The 22182-nt window shown below is 40.0% G+C and carries 25 protein-coding genes; 1 reads left to right on the forward strand and 24 read right to left on the reverse strand.

Going from position 1 to position 22182, the window contains the following annotated elements; translation table 11 throughout:
* Positions 1–5 precede the first annotated feature (5 nt).
* Both GJU40_RS01495 and xerA read right to left on the reverse strand, forming a co-directional pair.
* A complete protein-coding gene (locus GJU40_RS01495) occupies positions 6–2462 on the reverse strand; it encodes a phage tail protein (RefSeq protein ID WP_170289296.1) in 2457 nt (818 codons plus the stop codon).
* A 31-nt stretch (positions 2463–2493) separates the two neighbouring features.
* Positions 2494–3483, reverse strand: a complete 990-nt coding sequence (gene xerA, locus GJU40_RS01500; RefSeq protein ID WP_154305975.1) for a site-specific tyrosine recombinase/integron integrase — start codon at positions 3481–3483, stop codon at positions 2494–2496.
* A gap of 97 nt (positions 3484–3580) precedes the next feature.
* On the opposite strand from xerA, the gene GJU40_RS01505 reads away from it, so the two are divergent.
* The gene (locus GJU40_RS01505) at positions 3581–3796 is read left to right on the forward strand and encodes a helix-turn-helix domain-containing protein (RefSeq protein ID WP_154305976.1); all 216 of its coding nucleotides are present in this window, start codon (positions 3581–3583) and stop codon (positions 3794–3796) included.
* A 55-nt stretch (positions 3797–3851) separates the two neighbouring features.
* Here GJU40_RS01505 and GJU40_RS01510 read toward each other — a convergent pair whose 3' ends face one another.
* The 22 genes from GJU40_RS01510 to GJU40_RS01610 all read right to left on the reverse strand — a co-directional run bounded on the left by GJU40_RS01510 (position 3852) and on the right by GJU40_RS01610 (position 22158).
* Positions 3852–6704: a BppU family phage baseplate upper protein gene (locus tag GJU40_RS01510; RefSeq protein ID WP_154305977.1), complete on the reverse strand. Its 2853-nt coding sequence runs from the start codon at positions 6702–6704 to the stop codon at positions 3852–3854.
* A 15-nt stretch (positions 6705–6719) separates the two neighbouring features.
* Positions 6720–7568 carry a phage tail domain-containing protein gene (locus GJU40_RS01515; RefSeq protein WP_154305978.1) on the reverse strand — a complete coding sequence of 283 codons (849 nt, stop codon included), beginning with the start codon at positions 7566–7568 and terminating at the stop codon, positions 6720–6722.
* Positions 7568–11884, reverse strand: coding sequence for a phage tail tape measure protein (locus tag GJU40_RS01520; RefSeq protein ID WP_154305979.1), 4317 nt, complete (start codon positions 11882–11884; stop codon positions 7568–7570). Before GJU40_RS01520 ends, GJU40_RS01515 begins: the two co-directional genes overlap by 1 nt.
* A 37-nt stretch (positions 11885–11921) precedes the next feature.
* Positions 11922–12044 carry a phage tail assembly chaperone GT gene (gene gpGT, locus GJU40_RS21460; protein ID WP_425481183.1) on the reverse strand — a complete coding sequence of 41 codons (123 nt, stop codon included), beginning with the start codon at positions 12042–12044 and terminating at the stop codon, positions 11922–11924.
* Between the two features lie 62 nt (positions 12045–12106).
* Complete coding sequence (gpG, locus tag GJU40_RS01525) at positions 12107–12457, reverse strand: phage tail assembly chaperone G (RefSeq protein ID WP_154305980.1); 351 nt, start codon at positions 12455–12457, stop codon at positions 12107–12109.
* A 46-nt stretch (positions 12458–12503) separates the two neighbouring features.
* Entirely contained in the window at positions 12504–12695 is a 192-nt protein-coding gene (locus tag GJU40_RS01530) for a hypothetical protein (RefSeq protein ID WP_154305981.1), read from the reverse strand.
* A 13-nt stretch (positions 12696–12708) separates the two neighbouring features.
* A complete protein-coding gene (locus GJU40_RS01535; protein ID WP_154305982.1) occupies positions 12709–13311 on the reverse strand; it encodes a major tail protein in 603 nt (200 codons plus the stop codon).
* 14 nt (positions 13312–13325) lie between these two features.
* Positions 13326–13697: a hypothetical protein gene (locus GJU40_RS01540; RefSeq protein ID WP_154305983.1), complete on the reverse strand. Its 372-nt coding sequence runs from the start codon at positions 13695–13697 to the stop codon at positions 13326–13328.
* Positions 13698–13699: 2 nt separating this feature from the next.
* Positions 13700–14092, reverse strand: a complete 393-nt coding sequence (locus GJU40_RS01545; RefSeq protein WP_154305984.1) for a hypothetical protein — start codon at positions 14090–14092, stop codon at positions 13700–13702.
* Positions 14089–14457 (reverse strand): phage head completion protein, encoded by a 369-nt coding sequence (locus GJU40_RS01550; RefSeq protein WP_154305985.1) that lies wholly within the window; start codon positions 14455–14457, stop codon positions 14089–14091. Before GJU40_RS01550 ends, GJU40_RS01545 begins: the two co-directional genes overlap by 4 nt.
* Complete coding sequence (locus GJU40_RS01555; protein WP_154305986.1) at positions 14447–14737, reverse strand: head-tail connector protein; 291 nt, start codon at positions 14735–14737, stop codon at positions 14447–14449. The genes GJU40_RS01550 and GJU40_RS01555 overlap by 11 nt, the downstream gene beginning before the upstream one ends.
* 16 nt (positions 14738–14753) lie before the next feature.
* Positions 14754–15896, reverse strand: a complete 1143-nt coding sequence (locus GJU40_RS01560) for a phage major capsid protein (protein ID WP_154305987.1) — start codon at positions 15894–15896, stop codon at positions 14754–14756.
* 18 nt (positions 15897–15914) lie between these two features.
* The gene (locus tag GJU40_RS01565) at positions 15915–16667 is read right to left on the reverse strand and encodes a head maturation protease, ClpP-related (protein WP_154306187.1); all 753 of its coding nucleotides are present in this window, start codon (positions 16665–16667) and stop codon (positions 15915–15917) included.
* Between the two features lie 5 nt (positions 16668–16672).
* Complete coding sequence (locus tag GJU40_RS01570; protein WP_154306188.1) at positions 16673–17764, reverse strand: phage portal protein; 1092 nt, start codon at positions 17762–17764, stop codon at positions 16673–16675.
* 63 nt (positions 17765–17827) lie between these two features.
* Entirely contained in the window at positions 17828–19504 is a 1677-nt protein-coding gene (locus GJU40_RS01575; protein WP_343031336.1) for a terminase TerL endonuclease subunit, read from the reverse strand.
* Positions 19501–19842 (reverse strand): terminase, encoded by a 342-nt coding sequence (locus tag GJU40_RS01580; protein WP_154305988.1) that lies wholly within the window; start codon positions 19840–19842, stop codon positions 19501–19503. Before GJU40_RS01580 ends, GJU40_RS01575 begins: the two co-directional genes overlap by 4 nt.
* Before the next feature lie 121 nt (positions 19843–19963).
* Positions 19964–20125: a hypothetical protein gene (locus GJU40_RS01585; protein ID WP_154305989.1), complete on the reverse strand. Its 162-nt coding sequence runs from the start codon at positions 20123–20125 to the stop codon at positions 19964–19966.
* Positions 20126–20130: 5 nt separating this feature from the next.
* Positions 20131–20439 (reverse strand): HNH endonuclease, encoded by a 309-nt coding sequence (locus tag GJU40_RS01590; protein WP_154305990.1) that lies wholly within the window; start codon positions 20437–20439, stop codon positions 20131–20133.
* 627 nt (positions 20440–21066) lie between these two features.
* Positions 21067–21255, reverse strand: coding sequence for a hypothetical protein (locus GJU40_RS01600; protein ID WP_154305992.1), 189 nt, complete (start codon positions 21253–21255; stop codon positions 21067–21069).
* A gap of 38 nt (positions 21256–21293) precedes the next feature.
* Entirely contained in the window at positions 21294–21458 is a 165-nt protein-coding gene (locus GJU40_RS20640; protein ID WP_170289297.1) for a hypothetical protein, read from the reverse strand.
* Positions 21459–21676: 218 nt separating this feature from the next.
* Entirely contained in the window at positions 21677–21841 is a 165-nt protein-coding gene (locus tag GJU40_RS01605; protein WP_154305993.1) for a hypothetical protein, read from the reverse strand.
* Positions 21838–22158 (reverse strand): hypothetical protein, encoded by a 321-nt coding sequence (locus tag GJU40_RS01610; protein WP_154305994.1) that lies wholly within the window; start codon positions 22156–22158, stop codon positions 21838–21840. The genes GJU40_RS01605 and GJU40_RS01610 overlap by 4 nt, the downstream gene beginning before the upstream one ends.
* Between the last annotated feature and the right edge of the window lie 24 nt (positions 22159–22182).

The raw sequence follows: 22182 nt of genomic DNA on the forward strand, positions 1-22182 counted from the left end.
CTCTTTCATATTTTTATTTTTTCGATTCTCGGTTGCTCAAAGATAGGGATTTCAGTTTGTTCTTTCGATTGCTGCCATCCCACAGGTTCTTCTTCACAACCGCATACATCCAAGACTTCATATCCGATATCGTAGCCTCTAATGCCTTCTTTTCTGTTTTCCACACCTACAATTAAGCAGGTGACTGTTCCATCTGCTTCAATCACAAAATGATCTTCATATATTTCAATTACCTCTCCACCCCTGGCAAAGACTTCATACCAACCGGTAAAATTTTTGAAGTTATCATTCAAGTAAACTTTTGCCCGGCCAGAAACATCTATTTGAATCAAGTCTTGCAGGACTGGCTGTAGTGAAGCCACAGAGGAAGCTATGAACGATTTTTCTGAGGTGATGTATTTCCCGCTTTCATCAACCTCTGTATCAAGCCTGTTTTTTGGTATGGATGAAATTCTTTGCTTGTATGTTCCTGCCACATAGAATGTTAATCCGTCTGATCCTAGTCTCATATATGTGGATTGGTTTGACCTATGTCTTATATAACCAAATGTCCCGCTACCCGTATTCAAGCTTTCATCTGCCGAAATAGAACCAAGTGATCCTATAGAGCCATACACATTTAATCCGGATGACATTGTAACTGTTTGTCCAAAGTAAGAAGTTCCATATACATTAAATCCACCGTAATGTATTTCCACAAGTCCGTAAAACCTTGAATAGTAATTAAATACTGCCCCTGCATCCACCTGTAGATCATATCCAGCGCGATCTATAACAACACCTGAACGGAATTTTGCAATAGTTTCAAACAAAATACCGTTAATATCTGATGCTTTAAAGGATAAGGAACCAGTAGACTCAATGCGGAAACCTGCTGCTTGGTCAGACCTAATATAGTGTGCTCCGTTGTCTCTGGTGTACAGTTCAAGTTTAGTTGTTGTTACCCCATTACCGACAAGGAAAGTGTCACCAATCAATCTGTTAGCCCTTACCATACCGGTGAACACGCCTGTTTCATCAATGTAAGTTTTTATCGGCATAGCACCTAATTGTTCGGCAGAAGGTCTGTCATACACTTGCCCCCACGAGATTATTGCATTAGGTCCCATTGCGATGTTGTCACCCACTACAAGCTCCCAAGTTCTGATTCTGTTTGCACTCAGCAGCCCTGTAGTGATTGCATTAGCGTTGATACCCTCATAGGTGATAGCACTCTGATACGTTTTTCCACCATCGCGTGAAAATCCAAGTCCGTCAGTGTTGAAACGCATATATCCGTTAGGATCACTTTGATTGATACCAATAATCTCACCTGCATGGTACTGAAAAAGACTGTCCTTATTGCCATTGATAATCTCAGATGCTCTCTTGACGGCACCAGGTAGCCAATCGTACTTGATAGGGTTTCTGCCGGTTACAATGTCCTGGAAGTCCTTCAGGGTGTCATACTGCTGTGTTTTATACCTTGAAGCAATTCCTTCATTTCCAAGTGTGTAACGAACGTCAATGATATTACCTTCCCAATCAAAGGTTTCATCAACTTCCATCACTCGGACCTGTTGATTAAGATCAAGACGGTTGACATACAACCATATCCGGTCTCCTTCATTAAAAACCATTTCAGGGTAGCCATTCTGTGTTAGGTCCACAGCATCAATCTCTGTGGATATGCTATAACTATTATCAACTTGATTTTTTACAGCCTCAATGAGATTGTCCTTATGTTTAAAGTTGCCATTTTTATAGGCTGGTCCCTCAATGGCTCCGTACTTGCCAATAAGAGGTGAACGATACTCAACCTCTATTTGATAATCACCTTCTGGATCATCTTCCGGCAAATCTCCATATCCCTTAGCCCAAGTGTGAAAACCGCTGGCGTTCACTTCTATCCGAATACGTTTCACATTCAAGTCCTCATGCAGGATAACATCCTTGTCATAGCCAATCATGTCCTTGATATAGACCATATTGCCGGCAACTTCAAATTCTGATTTATACCTGTCTATGCCATAGAGAAAACGTGCAGTTTTACTTTGATTGTCCTCATAATTTAATGTGTTAGCAGCAAGTGGACTAATGATGGAGTAATTGTACATTGTGCCGCTGAATACTTCTTCAAAATAAGCTGAAGGTGTCATTGACTTGTTTGATGCTTTGTCTTGGTGGTAAAAACCATTCATCACTACAAAAAAGCTCAAGACGGCTGTCACACTTACACTCATGTGATCACCGTCAGTTTCGTAGCCAGGGTGAGTGATTGTATACCAATCACCCTTAAATAGTACTTTCCAGCCAAACTCCAAATCCTTCATAAAGTCTTTGTTGATTTCTGTGTACAAAAAAGACAGCGTGATTTCACGCTGCCCGTTTACTCTCCGTTTTCTGTTGACAGTTGCTATTGCTGGGTATTCAGTGCCCTTTAAATCCTTTACAAAAACAGCTGTTTGTCCAGCGTTGTACATTGCATCACCTTCTTTCCGTGTTGCTGTTTTGCTATAAAATATGTCGCTTATGTGCCTGCTTCTTTCTTTCTTCAGTAACATGAGCATACACCAAAGTAGTCGCTGGATCCTCGTGCCCCAATAAATGCTGCACATCCGTCAGTTCTGCTCCATTTTCCATAGCAAGTGTAGCAAAGGTGTGTCTAAAAGTATGTGGGGTAAGTTTCTTGGCTATTTTAGAGCGTTGTTCTATTACATCGACAATCCGTTCAATATTCCTTTTGCTCTGTTGACGGAAAGGCTTTCGCTCTGTAATGAACAAGTACGGGCAATCATCATCGCGTGATTTTAAGTACTTCCTTAACTGATGTAAAGCTCTAAATGTTAAATAAACGATACGTTCTTTATCACCTTTTCCGATTACAAGTATGCTCATGTCCTGAATATTAATGTCACACTTTTTCATATTTCGTATTTCACTTAGCCGGCATCCGGTGGAATACATCACTTCAATTAGTGCTCTTTCCCTGACTGTTTGACATGACTCTCTTACTATTTCAAGCTCCTCAATAGACAATCCTTTCGGTAACCTTTTAGGTTTTTTAGGTGCTTTTATTTTAGCTGAAGGATCACGTAGCAGCATTTCTTCTCTAACTAGCCAACCAAAAAAACTTTTAATAACCGATAGTTTTCTGTCCACAGTGCTCATCATCCATTTGCTATTGTGAGCCAGGTATTTACGAATATCGGATGTGTTAACTTGAACTACCGGCTTATTTACATGCTCAGCAAATTTTTTCAGTTCAATTTTATATCCATCTAATGTAAGATCTGAAAGACCTTCAATTTTTCTTGACGAAAGGAATACTTCAATCTTGTCGGCTAAATCATTTACAATGTCTTTCTGAGTTTTCCTATGAATTTCATAATTACTTAAAACTTCTTCTAAACGCACTTCAAGTTTATGCATGTCAATATCAGGAGAAAGTGTGCTAATTACAACATTAAGATCAGTGGCAAGGCGGGCAGTATCATTAATCATATTTACTCCTCCTCTATATTTAATACGTATAACGTATTGATAAACAGAGTATACTATAATACGATTAACGTATCAACAGAAAAGGAGCGATTATTTTATGAAGGTGATTTTTATCCTGGATGAATTGTTATCTCAAAGGCAGATGTCACAACATGAACTTTCGCGATTAACAGGAATTCGTCAGCCATCAATTAATGAAATGTGTCGAAACCAAACAGCTAGATTACCTTTAAACAACTTGGCTAAAATTTGTGAAGTCTTGGATTGTCAAATCAATGACGTTTTAGAACTTAAAAAGGAGCAATCGGAGTGATCCGGCTGCTCTTTTTTATGCATTTTTCAATTTTTGCTTACTGCGCAGTTTCATCCTACAGTTCAATAAAACTTCTATCCTTTGGATCACCAACGTCTCTTATCCATACTGGCGTTTGATTATTTTCGTGCTTGCAGTTATACGCAACGACATGATAATTTTGGACGCTAATTCCATATCTATTGTCATATGTCACAACATTCACATGTCTTACTTTTCTTCCTACAGGTCGATCGCTACTTGCTTGTGCGTATATACCGTGACCGTTATTGTGAGAAATAACATTAAATAAATCTACTTGTGCGCCATGTGCAGGTGCAAGTCCGCCCTTTACATTGTGATGGTACTCTCCACCCTCTATAACACCTGTACATCCGTCATGGTGTGAAAGTCCATCATCATAGTTATACATCCCAAAACAGTTATAGAAGTTGGTATTACCATTAGCTACTGGTGCGAAACCATCAGCATTATTTTTATATCCTTTACAATTATAAAAGTTCCCGTTAGTTCGTCTTGGTGTAAAACCTGAACTATATGCAGAGTAAGCTACATCTACACTTCTGAAGGTTGTATCTAAACAATCCTCAGTATGAATATTTACTCCTGCAGCAAACGAAACCTCTAAATCCTCGATTAATACTGAGTTAATGCTCTGTAAATGAACACATTGATCTTCTTCGTTAATTAATCGTTTAAAGAGTTTGTTTGTAATTGTCTTTCCTTTAGGGTGAACATAAACTTTCGAGCCATCAAAGAAAAACGTTCCTTCTGTACTCTGACATGCGCTTAATGTTAAAACAGGAACCATTTTATAATCTAACTCATAGCTCCCTGTGTTTGTTTCCCATAAAATAGCGTTATACGATACAGATTGAAGTCCAGTTCTTTCGCCCGTTAACTCTTTAGAGACAAACACCTTGTGCCAATTGCTTGAGGCATTCACTGTTAGGTTAGCAGTAAACAAATCAACACTCGCATCATGGGACAACGATAAATCTAACGCATTAACTATTCGTGCTTTCGGCTTCACCTGACTAGTCACAGGAGAATCAACTAAAATCGTTAAGTTGTCCATACTATTAGCGAGTAACCGTTGCCCTACATAATCGCCTGGTTGAGCAATAATCTTAGTAGCCCCTTCGTCAATCGCTTTTTGGAATGTCAGATAAGGAGAGTTTTTTGCTCCTGTGTTGTTATCATTCCCATTAGGCGCTACGTACCTTGTAAGTGAATTTCCGCTAACTCTCTTTTTTAGATTGTCAATCTCATCAACAATTCCACCTCTAGAGGGGATTCCGTTTGTTGAAATAAAAATATCTTTAATTTTTTTGTTTGGATTCCCACCTATATTTCGTACAAAAACTCGGTGAGTTCGATTTTCGATGACTTTGTAATTAGGGATACTGTAATAACCATCACCTATATATTCAGCGTACTTTGTAGATGTTGATAAATTAAGGTTATCTCTGTGGTTACGAATATAAATTTCGACATTATTATAATCACCATCTGGAACATCCACTTTAAAAATCATGTTAATATTTTCTTCCATTTTTAAAATACCATTTACGTTGTTAGGAACTATATTACAGTCAAAGTAAATGCTGTTGCCAAATGTGACCGATTTAATACCGTTAAATGTGAATGGATTGCTTGTGTTGCTGATTTGTTCAAATCTATTCAATTCATTTTCTAGCTTTTCGGGAGAACCTAAAACCAACCCTAGTTTATTCATAGCGCTAAAATCAACAGTTCTAGCCGTGACCGCATTTGTTTTTAAATCTTTCTCTTCAATGCTGTCCGTTAGGTTAAACTTAACATTGTCATAGCCACTAAAAGAAGTTGCTGATAAACCTTCTTCTATTTGCACCCATGCAGGGATTTTACTTTGTGTATTGGAGGAAACAGTAATAACAATATAATCTTCACTCCCTTGCAAAGTAACGGTAACAGAGTTGACTAGATTTGTAGGCGCATTGATAGCTCTAGCAGGTGATTGATTCCTTTGGGGCTTACCTATAAAAGTAGCTACAGTAAATCGGTCAGTGTCATTCGATTTTGATATTGTATACGATATTGCTCTTTCTGCTTTGAATACTATACTGAACGGATTGGGAAAATTGAAATCATCATAGTATACGTTTGGGTAAGTACCTGTTAAGTTGACACCTTTTGTAAATGCCCCATCAAATTTATTTTTCCCTTGTTTTGCGAAGGATGTTTTACCTTGTGTAACCGCCTTATCATCTAGGTTAGGTGTTTTAACATTCCTCTCTCCAAGTACAGCGTTTATCTGTCCAGGCGCTAGACCTTGAATAGTCGCTCTTGTAGGCTCGTCAAAATCATTTAATGTTCCATACCCTTTTCTAATAACATCACTTTGATTCGCCTTTTGCGCCAACTGTACATTAACAGACTGGAGCTGATCCCTTGCTTGGGCATCTACTCCTGTTCCTTTTTCGCGGATATCTTTAAGAATTCCTTCTGCATCCACAATAGCTTTATTAATAGCTTGCCAATCGTTCGTACTCTCTAAAGTTGAACCGCTTAAAATTCCTTTTTGAACGGAATAAGTGAAAGTTCCCGTAACCGCAACCTTGTCACTTCCGATATAAACCATAATTTCTGCTACATAAAGGCCCTTGATAATATAAGCCTGGGAATTTAAAGTTACTTCGCATTTACCCTTTGTCGCATCAGTGATAGTACAATCTTGAAATACCGTTTTCGCGTCAGGTTTAACAATGGCAATCCTTACTGTGGCGCCAGTTAGAACAAATGGCCTCAATGACTGATTGATCGTTATATTCAACTTGGCTGATTTTAAGTCATTGGTGTTGATTACAATATTGTTGTGTTTCGATTTCTGCATGGTATCGACAACAACATCAAATACTTTATACATATTACGACCCCCTTTTTAATAAAACCGGCTGCGAAAATCAAAGTTGATTGTGTAAGTTGATAATCCTTCAACCCTAAATAGGTTATCTTCGGGGAGTAGGTTAAAGAAATATCTGTTTGTTCTGTCCATAATCGGTGTATTGTTCATCGTCATGTAGTGACCATTTAAGACAATTTTGTTATTCGACACCAAAGCCCAACTTGCTTGTTTGGCTGGGTTATATTCAAAATGACGTCCTGTGTCATCATAAATTCTGAAGCTTGTAACCGATTGTTTAACATCAATTGTGATAATACAATTATCTGTTTCTTGAATCGTTTTAAGCGGAACCGTACCCGGATTAAAAATATTAAAGGTTGTCTTATTGCTGTGTTCATACACAGCTTTTGAGGCATCAATCCCCAAGCTGAAAGCTAGATCCTCTGTAATTTGTTTGCTCCGAAATAGACTAAGCCAATATGGTTGCCCTATAATCTTTAAGGGGATATTCGCAGTGGCAAAAGTCCTCACGTTTTCCGGCCTTTCCAGATTGAAAGAATCTGTTACACGTACCTTCAAGACCTTATATTCCTGCTGTGTTTCAGCAACATAAAAGGTGCCCAGCCTTTTAAAAAAAGCATAAATTTCATCACGTTTTTTGCGAAACTCTTTTGCTTCATATTTCTTCAAACTTACTGTAATGCTGACTTCGCGTTCATTATCCCGATATCCAGTGATTATATTGCCAGGCACTCCTGGTAAAGTGTGTTCGGTCACATCTTGTCCGACAGAAGAGACATTGATATCAAGCCCTTTAAATCCGTTGCCCCATTGGTCCACAGGAAGGGCAACAGGATTAAAAGCTAAATCATAAATTTTAAACATTAAAAGGCCACCCTTCCGCTGTAGACTGAATGTTTACTAGATTGTCTTGCATCGTAGCGCTCTGCAGCTTTTCCGATATCGCCTTCGGATAATACAGGTTTCATTTCAATGTTTTTACTGCTTTGCAATAAGGCCATTAAAATTTTGTTTTGTTCCAAAACGGCTTGCAGCAGACCATTGTCACTGCCGCCGCCGCCAACATTAGGCAATTGATGTGGCCGCTTGTTGCCCTGTATCTCTTTGCCGGCCAGTGCCAGAAGTTTCATGGCGTCGGTGCGCTTGCTTGGATCAGTAGGAATTATCCATTCAGGATGCCCACCTTCAGCAATAGGGTACAATCCAGATTTTTTAATGAGTCCACCAGTTTTAAAACCTCTTGGATTGATAGGTACGCCATTTTTACGAACCTCGTAGTGAACGTGTGGCCCTGTGCTGTCACCGGTTGAACCAGTAAGACCAATGGTTTGTCCAGCCTTTACAATCTGCCCGACATTTACCAAGTTCCTGTGATTATGTCCGTAGTACCTTTCAAAAGCTCCAGAAACGATTCTAATGAGGTTTCCATAGCCCCGCGCCCATCCACTGAATGAAACCTTACCAGCTGCCTGTGCAGGAATAGGTGTCCCGGTAGGTGCAGCCCAATCATCCCCTCTATGCGGCTTGATCTGCCCTGTTATTGGATGTCGGCGCGTTGGGTTAAATGGAGAAGTTAACCTAAATGGAGGTGGCCAACCTTTGCCACCAGTGCCGCCCCCGAATCCTCCACCACCTTCAAACATGGAGCCAACTTGTTTTGATAACCATTCTTTCATTGAATCCTTAACTTTGTTGTAAGCACCTGTACCAATTCCTTTTAGCATTCCCGGCATGTTAGGCGGTTGTACACCAAATGTTTCTAAAGCTTTGTTAAAGAGCTTGCCAGGATCAGAAATGTAAGACCAGACATCCAAAGCAGTGTCTTTTATGTTTGAGACAGCTTCTTTCCCTTTGGACCACGCGTTAGCAGCCCAACCTTTCAATGTCCCCCAAGAATACTTAGGAACATCGAATAATTGCTTTGTTAACGTTGCAGATAAGACATGAGTACCTTTTGGTAAATTAACTAATGATGGCTTGTTAGGAGACAAATATTGCTTTCCGTCTGGCGTTTGAATCAATTCTTCTCCAGCATTTGATCCTACTCCATCTCCAACTATAGCCAATCCACCAGGATGCCCATCTGTTCCTTTAGCGTATTGCGGTACAGGCCATTCAGAAACCTTTGAAGTAATCCCTATTTTATCTAAAACCCAGTTAACCCCACCGATCACTCCATTGATACCTTTTCCAAGAGTTCCGGCCATGCTGTTTACTACTTTGTTGACTCCCTCTTTTACCTTGCTGGCCATGCTTCCGATGCCGTCACCGATCTTTTTCGGTAGTTCTTTCGCTCTGTTTATTATATTTGTAAACTGCGTGTTAACAGTGTTGTATACGCCTCTAAAAACATTTGTAGTAGTTGTCAGAACGTTGTTCCAAGTTGACTTAACGCTGTTCCAAATTCCTGTTGCTATACTTGTGATGCTGTTCTTGATACTGTTCCAAATGCTTGTGAGTGTGTTTCTAATCACTGTGAAAATGGAAGTCGTATTACTACTTAGGCTTAACCATATTTGCTTTACAAAATTAAATATGCCATTAATCACAGTCGTAAAAACATTCCGAATAGCATTCCAGATGGTTCCGTAAAACCTAAACATAAGATTGAAGTAAGAGGTTGTTATAGTGTTGAGGTTCGCCCAGCTGCCCTTCACAAAGTTAATGATTGCATTTATCACAGTAGTGAAAATTGATCTTATGCTATTCCACAAGCTTGTAAACCCGGCTCTAAATGGAGTGAAGAATGCCTTTGCACCTGATAGCAGTTTTCCGTAAAAAGATAGCTGAATAAGATTCCAAATGAAGGTTATTGCGCCCGTAAAAATCTGTTTTAAGCCTTCCCACATCTTGCTGAAGTCGCCAGAAAACAGTCCTGCAAACACCTTAACAGCACCCATAATTACATTTAGGGCACCTTTTATTACGCCCTGTATGTTGCCCCACACAGATTTAATAATGACCAGGATAAACGGCATGACAAATTTTATCGTTGCTAAAATCCCATCCATAATTACCTTTATGAAGCTACCGATATTTTTAAGTGCAGCCAAGATAGTTGAACTATTTTCTCGCCAAAATTGTTGAATAACAGCTAACTGATCTTGAAAAAACTTAACCACTGCAGCAATCGCCGGCTGTAAAGCCTTCAGTGCATCAGATGCCAATTGCTTTATCTTAACAAATAACTGATTTACACCTTCTCGGAATGTCTCAGACTTAGCATACAGTGTTACAAATCCTGTTCCCAATAGTGTAAGTGCGCCTATGGTTAATCCAATTGGACCAGTAAAAGCTACTAAGCCCAGCCTTAGCCATTTGAGTAATCCACCCGCTCTTGCAATACTTGTCATTACAGGAGCCAATGCACCCGCCAATGCACCTAATCCACTTATAGCCCCACCTAATATAGTGAGCATGATTCCAAGACCCGTACCTAAAGCTAAAAAAACAGTTGTTAATACTCCACCTATGGCAATGGTGCTTTGCATTTTTGGAGACAAAGAGTTAAATTTATCCACTAAAGATTGCAGCACAACTACCACTTTACTCACAAGAGGGGTTATGGCACTCCCCAATGAAATTAATCCCGTCTCGGCTGCTCCGCTTAACTCTTCCATTTGCCCTTTTAAGTTATTTAGTTTTTCTGCGGCCACATCAGCTGCCTTAATTTTATCCATAGAAGCAGCCATCTGTTCAATTCCTTTAGCCCCTTCTTTAAAGAGGATGTTACCGGCACGAATGGCATCTGAGCCAAACATTGTATTTAAGTAGTTCTGTCTTTGTTCATCGTTAAGGTCCTTCATAGAGTTTTGTAACAGGCCGGCTATTTCTGCCATTGACTTTAGTTCGCCTTGTTCATCGTAAAATGCACTGGACATTAACCCGGACGCTTGAAGGTTTTCCTCGTAACGTTTTTTCAGCTCTGCCTTACTTGCTCCTGCACCTAATTCTTGCTCGGTTAATTTCATTAACCCTTTTTCTAAATCTTCTACATGCCGCCCCGTTGGTTCGAGCCCTTTGCTAACTAAGTATTTATATCCAGCTGTCGTATTGTAAGATGATAATCCAAGCTGATCAAATGCCTCGTAAGCAGCTTTAGTTTGTGGGGATAAACGCAAGAGCATAGTTTTGAGTGACGTACCGGCATCGGATCCTTTTAACCCGTTTTGTGCAAATACAGCAAGGGCTGTTGAGGTATCTTTAAAAGTCAAACCAACCCCAGATGCAACCGCAGAAACTGCAGCTAAACTGTACTTTATCTCTCCAACTGAGGTTGCGGACGCGTTAGCAGCACCTGCTAATATATCTGCAGCTTTTGATACACTGAGTCCATCATCCTTAAAGGCATTCAGGGCTGTGGAAGCAATTTCAGCCGCATCAGCTAATTCCAGTTCGCCCGCAGTAGCTAAGGAAAGAGCTCCTTCAAGTCCCCCTTGAAGTATATCTGTAACAGAGACACCTGCTTTCACTAATTCTTCTATGCCTTGGGCGGCTTCTAGTGCTGAATATTTTGTTTTAGCTCCCATTGTAATAGCCAGTTTTTCTAACTCTCCACCAAATTCTTTAGCCTCTTGAGGATCCATGACTGATTTCATAGAGGATAATTGAGCTTCAAAATCCATTGATTTCTTGGTAGCTAAAACAAAAAAACCACCTACTGCAGCCGTAGCAATTCCAAATGAATTTCTCATACTACTGCCGACATTTTGCATATTCTGCCCTGCAGTGATCATTCGCCCTGAAACATTTGTTAAGGATGTTCCCATTCTCCCCCAACCCGATTCAGCAATTCTTTGTTCGCGGCGCAAACGTTCCAGTTCCTCAGTAGTACGTTCAATATCTCTTTCAAGGTTGTTTAGAGCTGCTGCCTGATTGTTATATTGTCTGGCAGCCCTTTCGGCTTCTCTGGATCCTTCTCCGAACTCTTGAACCATTCTTTCGTAGGTTGTTAAAGCTCTTGCTGTGATTTCTCGTTGCACTTGCACTTTACGGTTTAGCCCATTAAGGGTTGTTTGATATCTATTGATAGACCTGTCACCGCGATCAAACGCTGAGAGGTTAGCCCTCATTTCACTGTTTACGGTTGATAATCTTGATCTTAAATCAGACAATCCACTACTTAACCTTAGAGTGTCGAGTCCTAGTTCAATTGATAAACCCTGTATTCTTCCAGTCATTTTTGCCCTCCTTTCTGACTACAAATAAAAAAAGCCCTTAACCTCCAAACGCCGAGATTAAAGACTTTTCTTGTTTAGGTTTATTCTCTTCCCGTAGTATTTCGATTACAAAGTGATAGGGCATATTAAGCACTTCATTTATGTCCTTCCCATCCTTCATCAACTTCAGGATTAGATTGTCTAAGTATTCTTTTTGTTTTTCGTAACTAAAGTCAGCATCACTCAGTTCTTCTTCTCTAAAAACTTTTTTGTTTCATCACTCTGCTGACCTTGAGCAATAAACATAATTTGAGCCTGCAGCACGCCAATTGCATCCGGAGCATGAAGGCCATTGATAAGTTCATCTTTCGAAAATTGTTCTTTGTAAAGGTCTTTAGCCACAAAGTCAATCAACTTATCAATCAAATCCTTTTCACTGGCTTTGTTTTCTTTTTCAATTTCGCTTATTAGATCAATTGCTGTATAAACCACTGTCAAAGGGATAAAAGGTGGAGTGAGATATTTTTTTGTAACCAGTTCCCCTTCTTTTACATCAGTTACAAGCTCAATCATGTTTCTTTTTAAGTTAGCCATTTTGATTTTCCTCCCATAAATTAATTAAGAAAAGAGAGTAGCAATGCTACTCCCCGCTTTCATCTTTCACTTCTTTGATAACTGGATATCCAAGGCCGTTATCACTTGATGACAATTCTTTAAGGCGCTTGGCACTGATTTTTTTATTTGCCGGGAAAGGGTAACGATCACCTTTATGATACGTTCTGCCCTTGTCCTCAGAATCGCGGAAGGCTGCAATTGCTTCATATTTAGCCATAATCTATCCCTCCTTACACACTTGGTACTGCTGGGTATGTCGTGCCAAACACAGCCTGAAACAACGCGTCCCTTGTAGTAGTAGATCCTTTAGCATCCACTCCGACAATAACTGATTTTTCCTCACTGAAACCGGCAACATCGCGGTCCATAAACTCTGCAGAGATTTCATCACTTTGAAATTCCACACTGTCTGTTTTCGTTTGTCCATTGATAGAAGGACGGGTGAAAATACCCTTAGGCAGCCCTACCCATTCGCGGCTTCCATCTTCATGTGTTTTTGCAAATACACATGCAACATAAGGTGGATTGTCGCTGCTTCCGAATGCAGCAAGGCCATCAGTTGTTGTTTCCAAGCCTAAAAGCACCTGTCTGTCCACAAGAGGGAGTTTGTGGAAAGATGAAGTTACCGAAATATTACCGTTTGATACTGCTAATTCAGCAGTTTTATTGTCACCATGTGCCCTGACAATTTCTTGAGGTAATTCTACAGTAATAGTTTGCAGGAATTCCACACGTTCTACGTCACCTTCAATTAATGATGTTCCTGTTTCTGTTAGTACAGCGTAATAAAATTGATCCACACCTGTGGACGCACGATAATTTTTTTCTGCCATTTATATTCAGCTCCTTAGTTTATATATGCTTTGCCGGTATAACGCCTGGCATCGCGGAAAATTCCAAAGTCCTTGTCCCATTCGTCCACGCCACTCCCGCTCTGACCAAAGCCTATCTCTTTCCACATGATCCTTTGCATTCGTTTAGCAATAGCATCTGTGTCCGTTTTACTTTTGGACCAGACCTCAATCTGGAAAAGATATTCCTCTGTGAGCCAATCGTTGTCAGCGTAATCTGTGGGTATAGGTGGAGCAATTGGATCAATAACTATAATTGGTCCAGATACATCACCGGCTGCAGGGTACTCATAAAATTTAATCCTTTTGCCGACTTTTGAAGCAATAAGGGGATCAGCGATAAAAGCTTCATGAATTTTATATATCACTTTTACATCCCCTCCCTTATGGCTTGCTTGATGGCTTCTTGATAAGCTCTCTGAGCATTTCTCATTGCTCTAGCAACTGCCCCTTTACCTTGCGGATTAGGGTTTTTTACTGTGCCAAATTCGTTTAAATGGATGACTCTGTATCTACCTTTAGGGCCCTTCCAATGAACTCTAATTGTACGAACACCCATTATAGAAACAGGATCTGCTATTGTTATTTCATCAATAGAAGCCCCTGTGTCTTTGAACCTCAGGAATTCCTTTTCCAATTCTTCTACAAACTTTCTTGCGCCTCTTCTTAACCCTATATCAGTAATTACCTGGACTCTGGCTGGACCTAACCTACTGTTAAGTTCATTCAGGACTCTGTTCATACCAGTTATTCTCACTGTCATTGTGATAACCCCGCAACAATGTCAATAAAGCGCCTGTCTTGCATGTTAGGCTGCACTTTTTTTATATTGTAATGGCTCCCGCGGTATTCGGCAGAGTCTATTTCAAGATAGTGTTTATTACTCGGAATAAACTCAGCTTGCGGATCCCGGATAGTGATTGTTACATCTGATAACGTGCCGTTTGATTTGGCTAGTTCTAAGTCCTTCAGCCACACTTGGTCGATTTTAGCCCATGCATTAAAAATGGTCCGCGCTTCGGATTCACCGGGCATCGGACCATCATTAGCAACATATTCAAAAAAGGTGACAGGTGTCCGGAGCTCACCAGAGTGAACCCTCTGAGGTTTATATTTGTTATCCCTCATAACCGTCACCTTCTTCCAGCACATTATCAAATCCAAAGCTGTTTAACTGACTGAGAAAATTGTCATTAAAATACTCAAGGGCATCATTATAAACATACCTGGTACGTTCAAAAACAAGTTCTCGGCCTCTCAGATTTGAAGTAATATCAAATGTGCCACACTTACCCTGTATATCCTCATAGGATGCTTGGAGCATTTCAATGAGCGTTTCATCTTCACTGCTATGAGTGATACGCATGCGCCCCTTAAAACGCTCCAGAATGCCTGGTGTGATGTCCATTTACATCACCTCCGTTTTATACTTCGGGAACCCCTGACACTCCATCTTCAATGTTTAATGTGTACACCACAGAAGAATTGTTGTCTCTTGGCTTACCGTTTGCAAATTGCTTGATCGTGTAGAGCGTAGCATCTTCGATGGCAAGAGTTTGGTCAAATTTCTTTAACTTGTAGCCGCCAGCTGTGACTGCCAGGTATTCGCCTCTGATGAAGAAGATCACTGTTCCTTCTGTCACAAACTCAGACTCAACGATTTGCGGGTTGAATGGTAGATTGGAAGTGTAAACACCGTTTGAATTTTGTGTTGTAGAAGCTGCCACAATGTCAAAGTGATCAAATGGGTTAACAACAGCAACAATTCTGCCGGCCACTCTGCGAACTTTACCTTTTGCATTTTTGGAAAGACCTTTTACAACATTTTTAAGCTCTGTAACTGTAGTTCTTCCAGGTTCAAAAGTAAGTACGCCACTTGGTGCTTTGTCCACTACAGCTCCGTCTGGACGAACGTCTTTTGTCAATCCTACAGGCTCATGTTTAGCAGCACCGCCACCTAATACAAACCCTCTTTCAAGGCCCACAGAGATAGCTTCTACAGCGATTGTGCGGACATAACGCTCAACCCATACTGGACCAAGTTCAAGCATGTCATTAGGCACTACAGCGAATGCAGTCAATTTAAGCTGAGTAATTTCTTCTTCACCGAATGTTGCACCGAGCTGCCCTTTAATATCACCGAATAGCGGCCCCCACACAGCTGCGCCTTCAGGGTCAGAAGTAATGATACGAGTAACAGCACCCATATCCACAAGACCGAGTGCATTTAGTAATGGATGCTCTGCAACTAGATCTTCAAAGATTCTGTCTTGAGTTGTAACCGGCAAGATTGAATCTTCATCAAATCCTTTTTTATCAATCGCATTCTGGAAAAACTTTGTTTCCTCAGATGTAAGTACGTTTTGTCCGCGGTTTTGCAAGATAGAGCGATCCATCATTTCCACATTTACTTGCTTCGCCACTTCTGCTGTCACTTCGGATTGAAGCACATCCAGATAGTTAACGAACTCTGATTGTTGTTCAGCTTCCGTTCCTTCTGTCATCGCTTTAGCAAGGGCTGCTTTCGCTTTCTTGAATTCTTCTGATTTATTAAATCTAATTGTCATTATGTTATCCCTCAATTCTTATAAATTTAAAAAGAGCGTGTTCAAGTTCCGTTTAGCAGTTGCTGCCGGTACTTGCTCTGGCTCTTTTTGTTGGTTTTTATATTGGTTTATTTCTTCTTGCATAGCATTCATCTGTGCTTTTAATTGTGCCAATTCTTCGGAGGTGGTGTCCTCCACAGTTGTTGCAGTGGATGTGGCAAAACCGATTTCAACAGCCTCATTTGCACTGAACCAAGTCTCTTCATTGACCATTGTGCGGATCTCTTCCCGCTCTTTTTGAGCTTTAAGCATGTAGATGTCAATGATCCCATCTTCAAGCTTCTCAAGCATGTCAGCTTCTTTTCTCATGTTGGTCTTGCTGCCCCATACGATGGTAGAAGCTTCATGAATCATCATCATGGCTCCTGCTCCCATGATCAACTCGTCTGCCGCCATAGCGATAATAGAAGCCGCAGAGCAAGCCCATCCGTCAACATTGATTGTCACCTTGCCCTTATGGGCTTTCAGACGGTTGTATATAGCAATCCCATCAAAGGCACTGCCACCCGGAGAATTAAGGTGAATAACCAGATCATTGTTGCCGGCTTCTTTCAAAGCATTGTCAACATCTGCCGCTGAAGTGGAGTCCCAAAACCATGAGTCACCGATGTCACCATAAATAGTTATTTCGCTGACTCCAGTGTCTGCATTGTGTATGGCAGCAAAGTTATGAGGAATATTTGCTAATTGCTCGTTATATTTTTCATTCTTAAAACCAAATTTCCGCTTCATTTGTTTCACTCATTATCACCTCCTTTAACTGTTCCGACTTCTTGATAGTTCTTCGTGATAACATACTTGTCCAGTTCAGGATCATCAGCAGCATCGTGTCCTGTTGCCATTCTGATTTGATTACGCGTAAAGGATCCGGAAGCAATAAGCTTATCAATGCTTGTAGCAAGGTCAAATATGCTCTGATAAGAGACACCTTGCACTTCAAGCTGCTTTCCTTCTAAGTATTCATTCTGTGAAAAGAACTTGTTATTTCCTTCATCCTTTATTTTTTTTAGTAAAGGATTAATGGTGAATAGCATATAATTTTTGGTCTGCTTTTCCACATCGGCCATATCGCCATGCAGTAAGCCAATCGGAATGCCGATAGCCATTGCAACTAAGTTTAAAAAACCGTTTGTTACTTTGTTGATTTCATCCACAGTAGGAACATTCCCAGTGCCGTCATAATGCTCAGTGTATTTAATACCTTTTTGCTCCGGAATGAGGGCAACATCCTTCTCTTCTATTGCCTTATACATATTGTCAATGAATTCTTGAAGCTTCTGTTTTGTTTTTTCATCCTTTGCCGCCAACATATCCATTTCTACAGTTCCGCGAATTTGATTCTTACGTTTCTGAGCACTCAGAATCCGGCCAAACAAATCACCATAGTCATTAAACAGACTGTCAATAAGAGGTGATAGTTCTTCATTCTTATACCGCAGATGCAAAACTTCACTCTGTTTAAATATTCTCTGGAACTCGTAATCTTTAATTCTTACATTGAAAAAAGTGTCTTCCCACACAGCATATTGATTGTGTTCAAAATCATCAGCAATCAACAAATCATCATCATCTGCCTGGATAATCAGACACTCATTGTCATAGATAAGTTTCTCGATTACCGTCTGCCAAAAGGTGCTGGCCGTCATATTTTTGTTAGGCCGCACATTCAAGCGATAATAAAGGTGCTGTTTGACGTAATCTTTTCCATCCTTCACGCGGAACTCTGCCTGGCTTATCGTCCTTCCTAAAAAGGAGGCGCAGGTATCAATGGCTAATCTCTTCATATGGATTCTAGTCCGGGTGTCTTGCAAAAACTCCACATCGAACATATAACCAAGTTCACTATTTCGCTTGAATATTGCATCTAACCAACCCAATAATTCTCACCCCCTTTAAAAGCTAATCGCATCAAGGAAAAAGTCATTTCCTAGCTGTATTTCATCTGCCCGGTACATCCCATGTACAAATGCTTGGAAACCATCCGTTTTACGTTTTACTTGTTCTTTTTTCATGTATTCTTTGTTCCCTCTCTTGTCCGTAACCACAAGAACATTATTTGTATACCATCGTTGCATTGGATTGTCTCCGAATATTATTTTCTTATTAGCGAAGGCTGTTTCTATTCTAGGAGCCAACAAACTGTGGATGGCTCTCGGATTTCTAAGTATCTCAACTTCAAAACCTTCTTCTTCAAAAAATGGCCTTAAAATTTCCATCCTAAAGTTATCAGCAACAACCTTTTTTATCAGATAATGCTCCCGCATCTGGACAAACCATTGAACAATTATCTGTGGATTGATAGTGGGTTCGTTGACAACAGTTAACAATCCCTGCTGCTCCCATTCCCGGATAGGCGCTAATTTTATTTGGTTTTTAACATTGTCGTTATTCTTTCTGGAATACGCATAGTGTTTGTCCACAAATTCTTTTCGCACAAATGAATGAGTTTTAAAGATATAATTTTCTTCTTCATCCCTGAATAAAAGACCGCATGCTGCAAAGTCTCGGATGGAAGCAAAGTCCAGGCTTCCAATACATTCTTGCCCTGATAGATCCGGCATTTCGCGGTTAGTCGCTTCGATTTCCTCCCAAGTTGCAACCGACTTTTCTAAATCGACTTTTGGGAGGTTCATCCTTTTGGTCATAAATTCCTCATAGTTCGATGGATCTTCTTCCAAATCCTCATACTCTTCATAGATGGTGTCGAAAAGACCTTGAGCATAATCGCTTCTGGGCTCGCACAACATGGGATTAGCCTTTTCCCACTTATCCGGATGGTTAGCTTCTGCTTCATCATCCAGTTTGCAGATGAACGGGAAAAGAGAGTTCCAGCGAGCTTCACCATTAAGCACCTTCATGGCTTTTTCTTTCAACTTATCCAGGAAACCCTCCCGAACATATCCATCAGTACCAATGTAAAACTCTCTCGGATTCGGCTTTTTACCAAGACCGGAAATGTGAACCCGGACATCTTTGTTATCTTCATATTGGTGAATCTCGTCAAAGATAACAGCGCCGTCCCTCAGACCATCCTTTGTGCCGCCGTTCGATGTTCTGAAGGTGAATATTGAGTTTGTTTTCTTGGAAACAACTTTGGTCAAGGTGGCCTTAAATGCCCTCTGCAGCACCTCATGTTTCTTCACGCACTTATAAGCTTCGTCAACCGATGTTTTTGCCTGTTCCTCACTGTTTGCTACAATCGAAATATTATAATCTTCAATTCCATGAAGCTCACTAATAAGAAAGTTTGAAATAACAGTGATCAAACCATTCTTACCGCCGCCACGCCCAAGCATCCAGAGAAACTTACGGAATACCACACGATTATTCTTTTTCCAAAATAAAAAAACGAATGCAATCAAGAATTTCTGGAATGCAGCCAGTGGGAAATACCACTTTTCACCGAATGCGATACACTTCTCAATTAATTCGTCATCAAAATACACATCATTATTATTTAAAATGTTTTTTTGAACAAACTTTATTAACAGTAATCGCTCTTTGTTTAGCTTGATTTTCCCTGTTTTATAAAGCTGAATATATTCATCAACATATTTTTGTCGTATCACACAAGATCACCGGGTTCATAATCGCCTTGTTTCCCTTCCACAGATGATGCAGGGGAGGCAGGGACAAGACTCCCGTTGGTAAAATTAATGCTTTTCTCAAGAGCAATCATCTGTGAATTCAATTTACTCTTTTCATTCATAGATGGATGCGCCTTTATAAACCGCTGTGATCCATTTTCAATTACTATTGTTGCCCCGTCTTTGTCAATCGCTTCACTGCACGCTAGATCCAACTCACGCAATTTTATATACCGATTGACTTTATCAACTTCCAACAGATCATCTGTATCAATTCTAGCCATCAGCTGCTCTTTTAATTGCTCTAACATCCCATTCAAGATACCCCCTCCCCCCTATATGCCCCTAATGTGCGCGTTTTTCGATAAAACATTTGCCGGTCAACCCATCGCCCCGGTCTTCCAGATGAAATTCAGTCTTGGATTTTTTGATGGGGGGGTGTTATTCTTGCAATGCTTTCTTTTCCGTTTGAATTTTCGCTAACTGTTCTTCCTGAATTCTTAAACTGACTTTCAAATCATTAATGTAAGATTGAATTTCTCTCTCATGTATTTCCAAATTTTCAATTTTGCTATTTATTAATTGTTTTTGATATGCGTTCATATCCTTTACCACCTTTCGTCTTGCCAAATTTTCTTTGTGCTTTTATTTGGATTGATGTGTGCAAAGGTTCTTTTATGTTCAATGTTATGGCAATTGATACAGACGGTTTCAAGGTTGTCTAAATCGAGTGCTAATTCAGGGTAGAAATAAATCTCTTTAATGTGATGGACGTTTTGCCCATGATTAAACTTGCCTTGACGCTTGCACTCCTGGCATTCCCTGTTGTCCCTATCCAGTGCTAATAAGCGGAGTTCTTTCCATGACTTTGAATTGTAGAACTTCTTCTTTTGTTCTTTTGATTTGTATTCAGTCATTATCTTTTCCTCAATACATCAAACTCTTCCAAATCGAATTGACCACCTAATAGTTCAACAACTTGTTTATATGCTGGATCTTGATGGTGTTTTGGTAATCTCCTGAACATCCACAGGGATAAGTAATAGAAGTCTGTAAATAATTCCGTATCAGTAATGCTGACGTTTATTGTTAATGGTGTTGTTTCTTTTTGATTACCGGTATCTGTATTAATGATTGTGCATCTCCTTTCATCAAGACAGTCTGCATAAAAAAGAGCCACACAATGGTGGCCTTATACAAAGTGTCTGTTGGTTTTCCAGGCCGACAGACGATATAACATAGATTTAGAGATGTTCATTTACCATCTTTACTGCGGCAGATGGCGAGCCGTCCCGATCCAAACCTTTAGCAGCTGAGATCACCGCATCCTGAGGAGGCAGGTATGAGCTGTGGTATGCTGCACCGAGCAGTCATCCACAACCAGGAATGGAGTAAAAAGTGTGTCTTAATCAATTTCCGATAATATAAATTTAACAGGTATAAAAGCAAATAACTTAAATGGTTTTTAAATTATATAGAAAAAATTTCTAAATAAAAATGAAAGGCCACTAGGTTAGTAGTGACCTTTTTAATCGAATAGTTCATTAGTCTGTCAATTCAAATTCGCTGATAACACCTGCACCCTTAAGTTCAGTGTTGGTCAGTAAACATTCTGCTTCTAACATTTCTAAATCCTCTACGTCTGTAGGGAGCTGTTCTCCAAAACTTTCCCAAACGTCTTTTTTTAACCAGATTTCCCTTTCTAAAGTAACCCTTATTGCTACTCTTTTCATAAGTATTCCTCCTTCACTTCTTATCGGAATCTGCATTACTAACTCTTTAGTTCCTCATAATCTACATGAAATACATGGGGATCATCGTACAATGCGTTAATAGCGTCTTGTAACTCTACTGAGTTGCTAACGGTTCTTGTATATGAGTTTTGGAGAATTTCTCCCATAAATTCCTGCTTATAAGTAATCCTGTACCGTTTCATTTCACCCACCTCTTTCTTATATCGCTATTTTTATACTTTTGTTCTTCTTCAGCTTAGTCTATTCATCACCCATGAATGTTATTTTTTCATGACTACAGACCGGGCAACAAGACACTTCATCTTCGGTAAATGCTGAGATTTCAAACTTAACTTTAAATTCATGTAGACAGATATCGCATTTATATTGACTCCAGACAGATTGCAATTTTGCACCCTCCCTACTTTCCGTTAGAAAGAATAGTGTTCTGATAATCTTTTACTAAAGCAAAAGCTTGCTCTTCAGTGAATCCTTGCTTTACAAGGTTCTCTTTATAACTCCATAACACCGGAGAAAGATCCCGCAGCGTTGCCTGCATCTGTTCAAGAGCTTGAATGATATTCATAATCCTTTGCCTCCTTCATTCATGACCTTTTCGAGAATGTACTCCATCCCTTTTGTTCCGTCTCCGCAATCAAAAGGGTTAGACATCACCACAATCCATCCTTGATCCAAAGCTTCTGTTAATTTTTTTGTTGAGTTTGTCCACGACTTAGGAAATGTTCTCACGACTTTTTGTGATTTGATCATCGACTTTTTACGCTCTTTATCGTAGTACATCATATATTCATAAACAGACAAAGGTCCGATCTTTCCGGTTCCAACACAACTGTAACAAGGTGTTTCTTTCCCATCACAAGGACAGGGTACAAAGTATTCCATTGTTATCCTCCTTCGTTTTCTCAT

It is taken from the genome of Metabacillus lacus, assembly GCF_009674805.1.
In the GTDB taxonomy this organism is placed as follows: domain Bacteria; phylum Bacillota; class Bacilli; order Bacillales; family Bacillaceae; genus Metabacillus_C; species Metabacillus_C lacus.

Excerpts from the sequence above, each read along its gene's own strand:
- GJU40_RS01550 (WP_154305985.1), bottom strand. The coding sequence starts at position 14,457 with ATGAGGGATAACAAATATAAACCTCAGAGGGTTCACTCTGGTGAGCTC.
- xerA (WP_154305975.1), bottom strand. The coding sequence starts at position 3,483 with ATGATTAATGATACTGCCCGCCTTGCCACTGATCTTAATGTTGTAATT.
- GJU40_RS01515 (WP_154305978.1), bottom strand. The coding sequence starts at position 7,568 with ATGTTTAAAATTTATGATTTAGCTTTTAATCCTGTTGCCCTTCCTGTG.
- GJU40_RS01610 (WP_154305994.1), bottom strand. The coding sequence starts at position 22,158 with ATGGAATACTTTGTACCCTGTCCTTGTGATGGGAAAGAAACACCTTGT.
- GJU40_RS01590 (WP_154305990.1), bottom strand. The coding sequence starts at position 20,439 with ATGACTGAATACAAATCAAAAGAACAAAAGAAGAAGTTCTACAATTCA.
- GJU40_RS01605 (WP_154305993.1), bottom strand. The coding sequence starts at position 21,841 with ATGAATATCATTCAAGCTCTTGAACAGATGCAGGCAACGCTGCGGGAT.
- GJU40_RS01570 (WP_154306188.1), bottom strand. The coding sequence starts at position 17,764 with ATGTTCGATGTGGAGTTTTTGCAAGACACCCGGACTAGAATCCATATG.
- GJU40_RS01520 (WP_154305979.1), bottom strand. The coding sequence starts at position 11,884 with ATGACTGGAAGAATACAGGGTTTATCAATTGAACTAGGACTCGACACT.
- GJU40_RS01565 (WP_154306187.1), bottom strand. The coding sequence starts at position 16,667 with ATGAAGCGGAAATTTGGTTTTAAGAATGAAAAATATAACGAGCAATTA.
- GJU40_RS01600 (WP_154305992.1), bottom strand. The coding sequence starts at position 21,255 with ATGAAAAGAGTAGCAATAAGGGTTACTTTAGAAAGGGAAATCTGGTTA.
- GJU40_RS20640 (WP_170289297.1), bottom strand. The coding sequence starts at position 21,458 with ATGAAACGGTACAGGATTACTTATAAGCAGGAATTTATGGGAGAAATT.
- GJU40_RS01530 (WP_154305981.1), bottom strand. The coding sequence starts at position 12,695 with ATGGCTAAATATGAAGCAATTGCAGCCTTCCGCGATTCTGAGGACAAG.
- GJU40_RS01555 (WP_154305986.1), bottom strand. The coding sequence starts at position 14,737 with ATGGACATCACACCAGGCATTCTGGAGCGTTTTAAGGGGCGCATGCGT.
- GJU40_RS01505 (WP_154305976.1), top strand. The coding sequence starts at position 3,581 with ATGAAGGTGATTTTTATCCTGGATGAATTGTTATCTCAAAGGCAGATG.
- GJU40_RS01510 (WP_154305977.1), bottom strand. The coding sequence starts at position 6,704 with ATGTATAAAGTATTTGATGTTGTTGTCGATACCATGCAGAAATCGAAA.
- GJU40_RS01545 (WP_154305984.1), bottom strand. The coding sequence starts at position 14,092 with ATGACAGTGAGAATAACTGGTATGAACAGAGTCCTGAATGAACTTAAC.
- gpG (WP_154305980.1), bottom strand. The coding sequence starts at position 12,457 with ATGGCTAACTTAAAAAGAAACATGATTGAGCTTGTAACTGATGTAAAA.
- gpGT (WP_425481183.1), bottom strand. The coding sequence starts at position 12,044 with ATGAAGGATGGGAAGGACATAAATGAAGTGCTTAATATGCCCTATCAC.
- GJU40_RS01585 (WP_154305989.1), bottom strand. The coding sequence starts at position 20,125 with ATGAACGCATATCAAAAACAATTAATAAATAGCAAAATTGAAAATTTG.
- GJU40_RS01560 (WP_154305987.1), bottom strand. The coding sequence starts at position 15,896 with ATGACAATTAGATTTAATAAATCAGAAGAATTCAAGAAAGCGAAAGCA.
- GJU40_RS01535 (WP_154305982.1), bottom strand. The coding sequence starts at position 13,311 with ATGGCAGAAAAAAATTATCGTGCGTCCACAGGTGTGGATCAATTTTAT.
- GJU40_RS01495 (WP_170289296.1), bottom strand. The coding sequence starts at position 2,462 with ATGTACAACGCTGGACAAACAGCTGTTTTTGTAAAGGATTTAAAGGGC.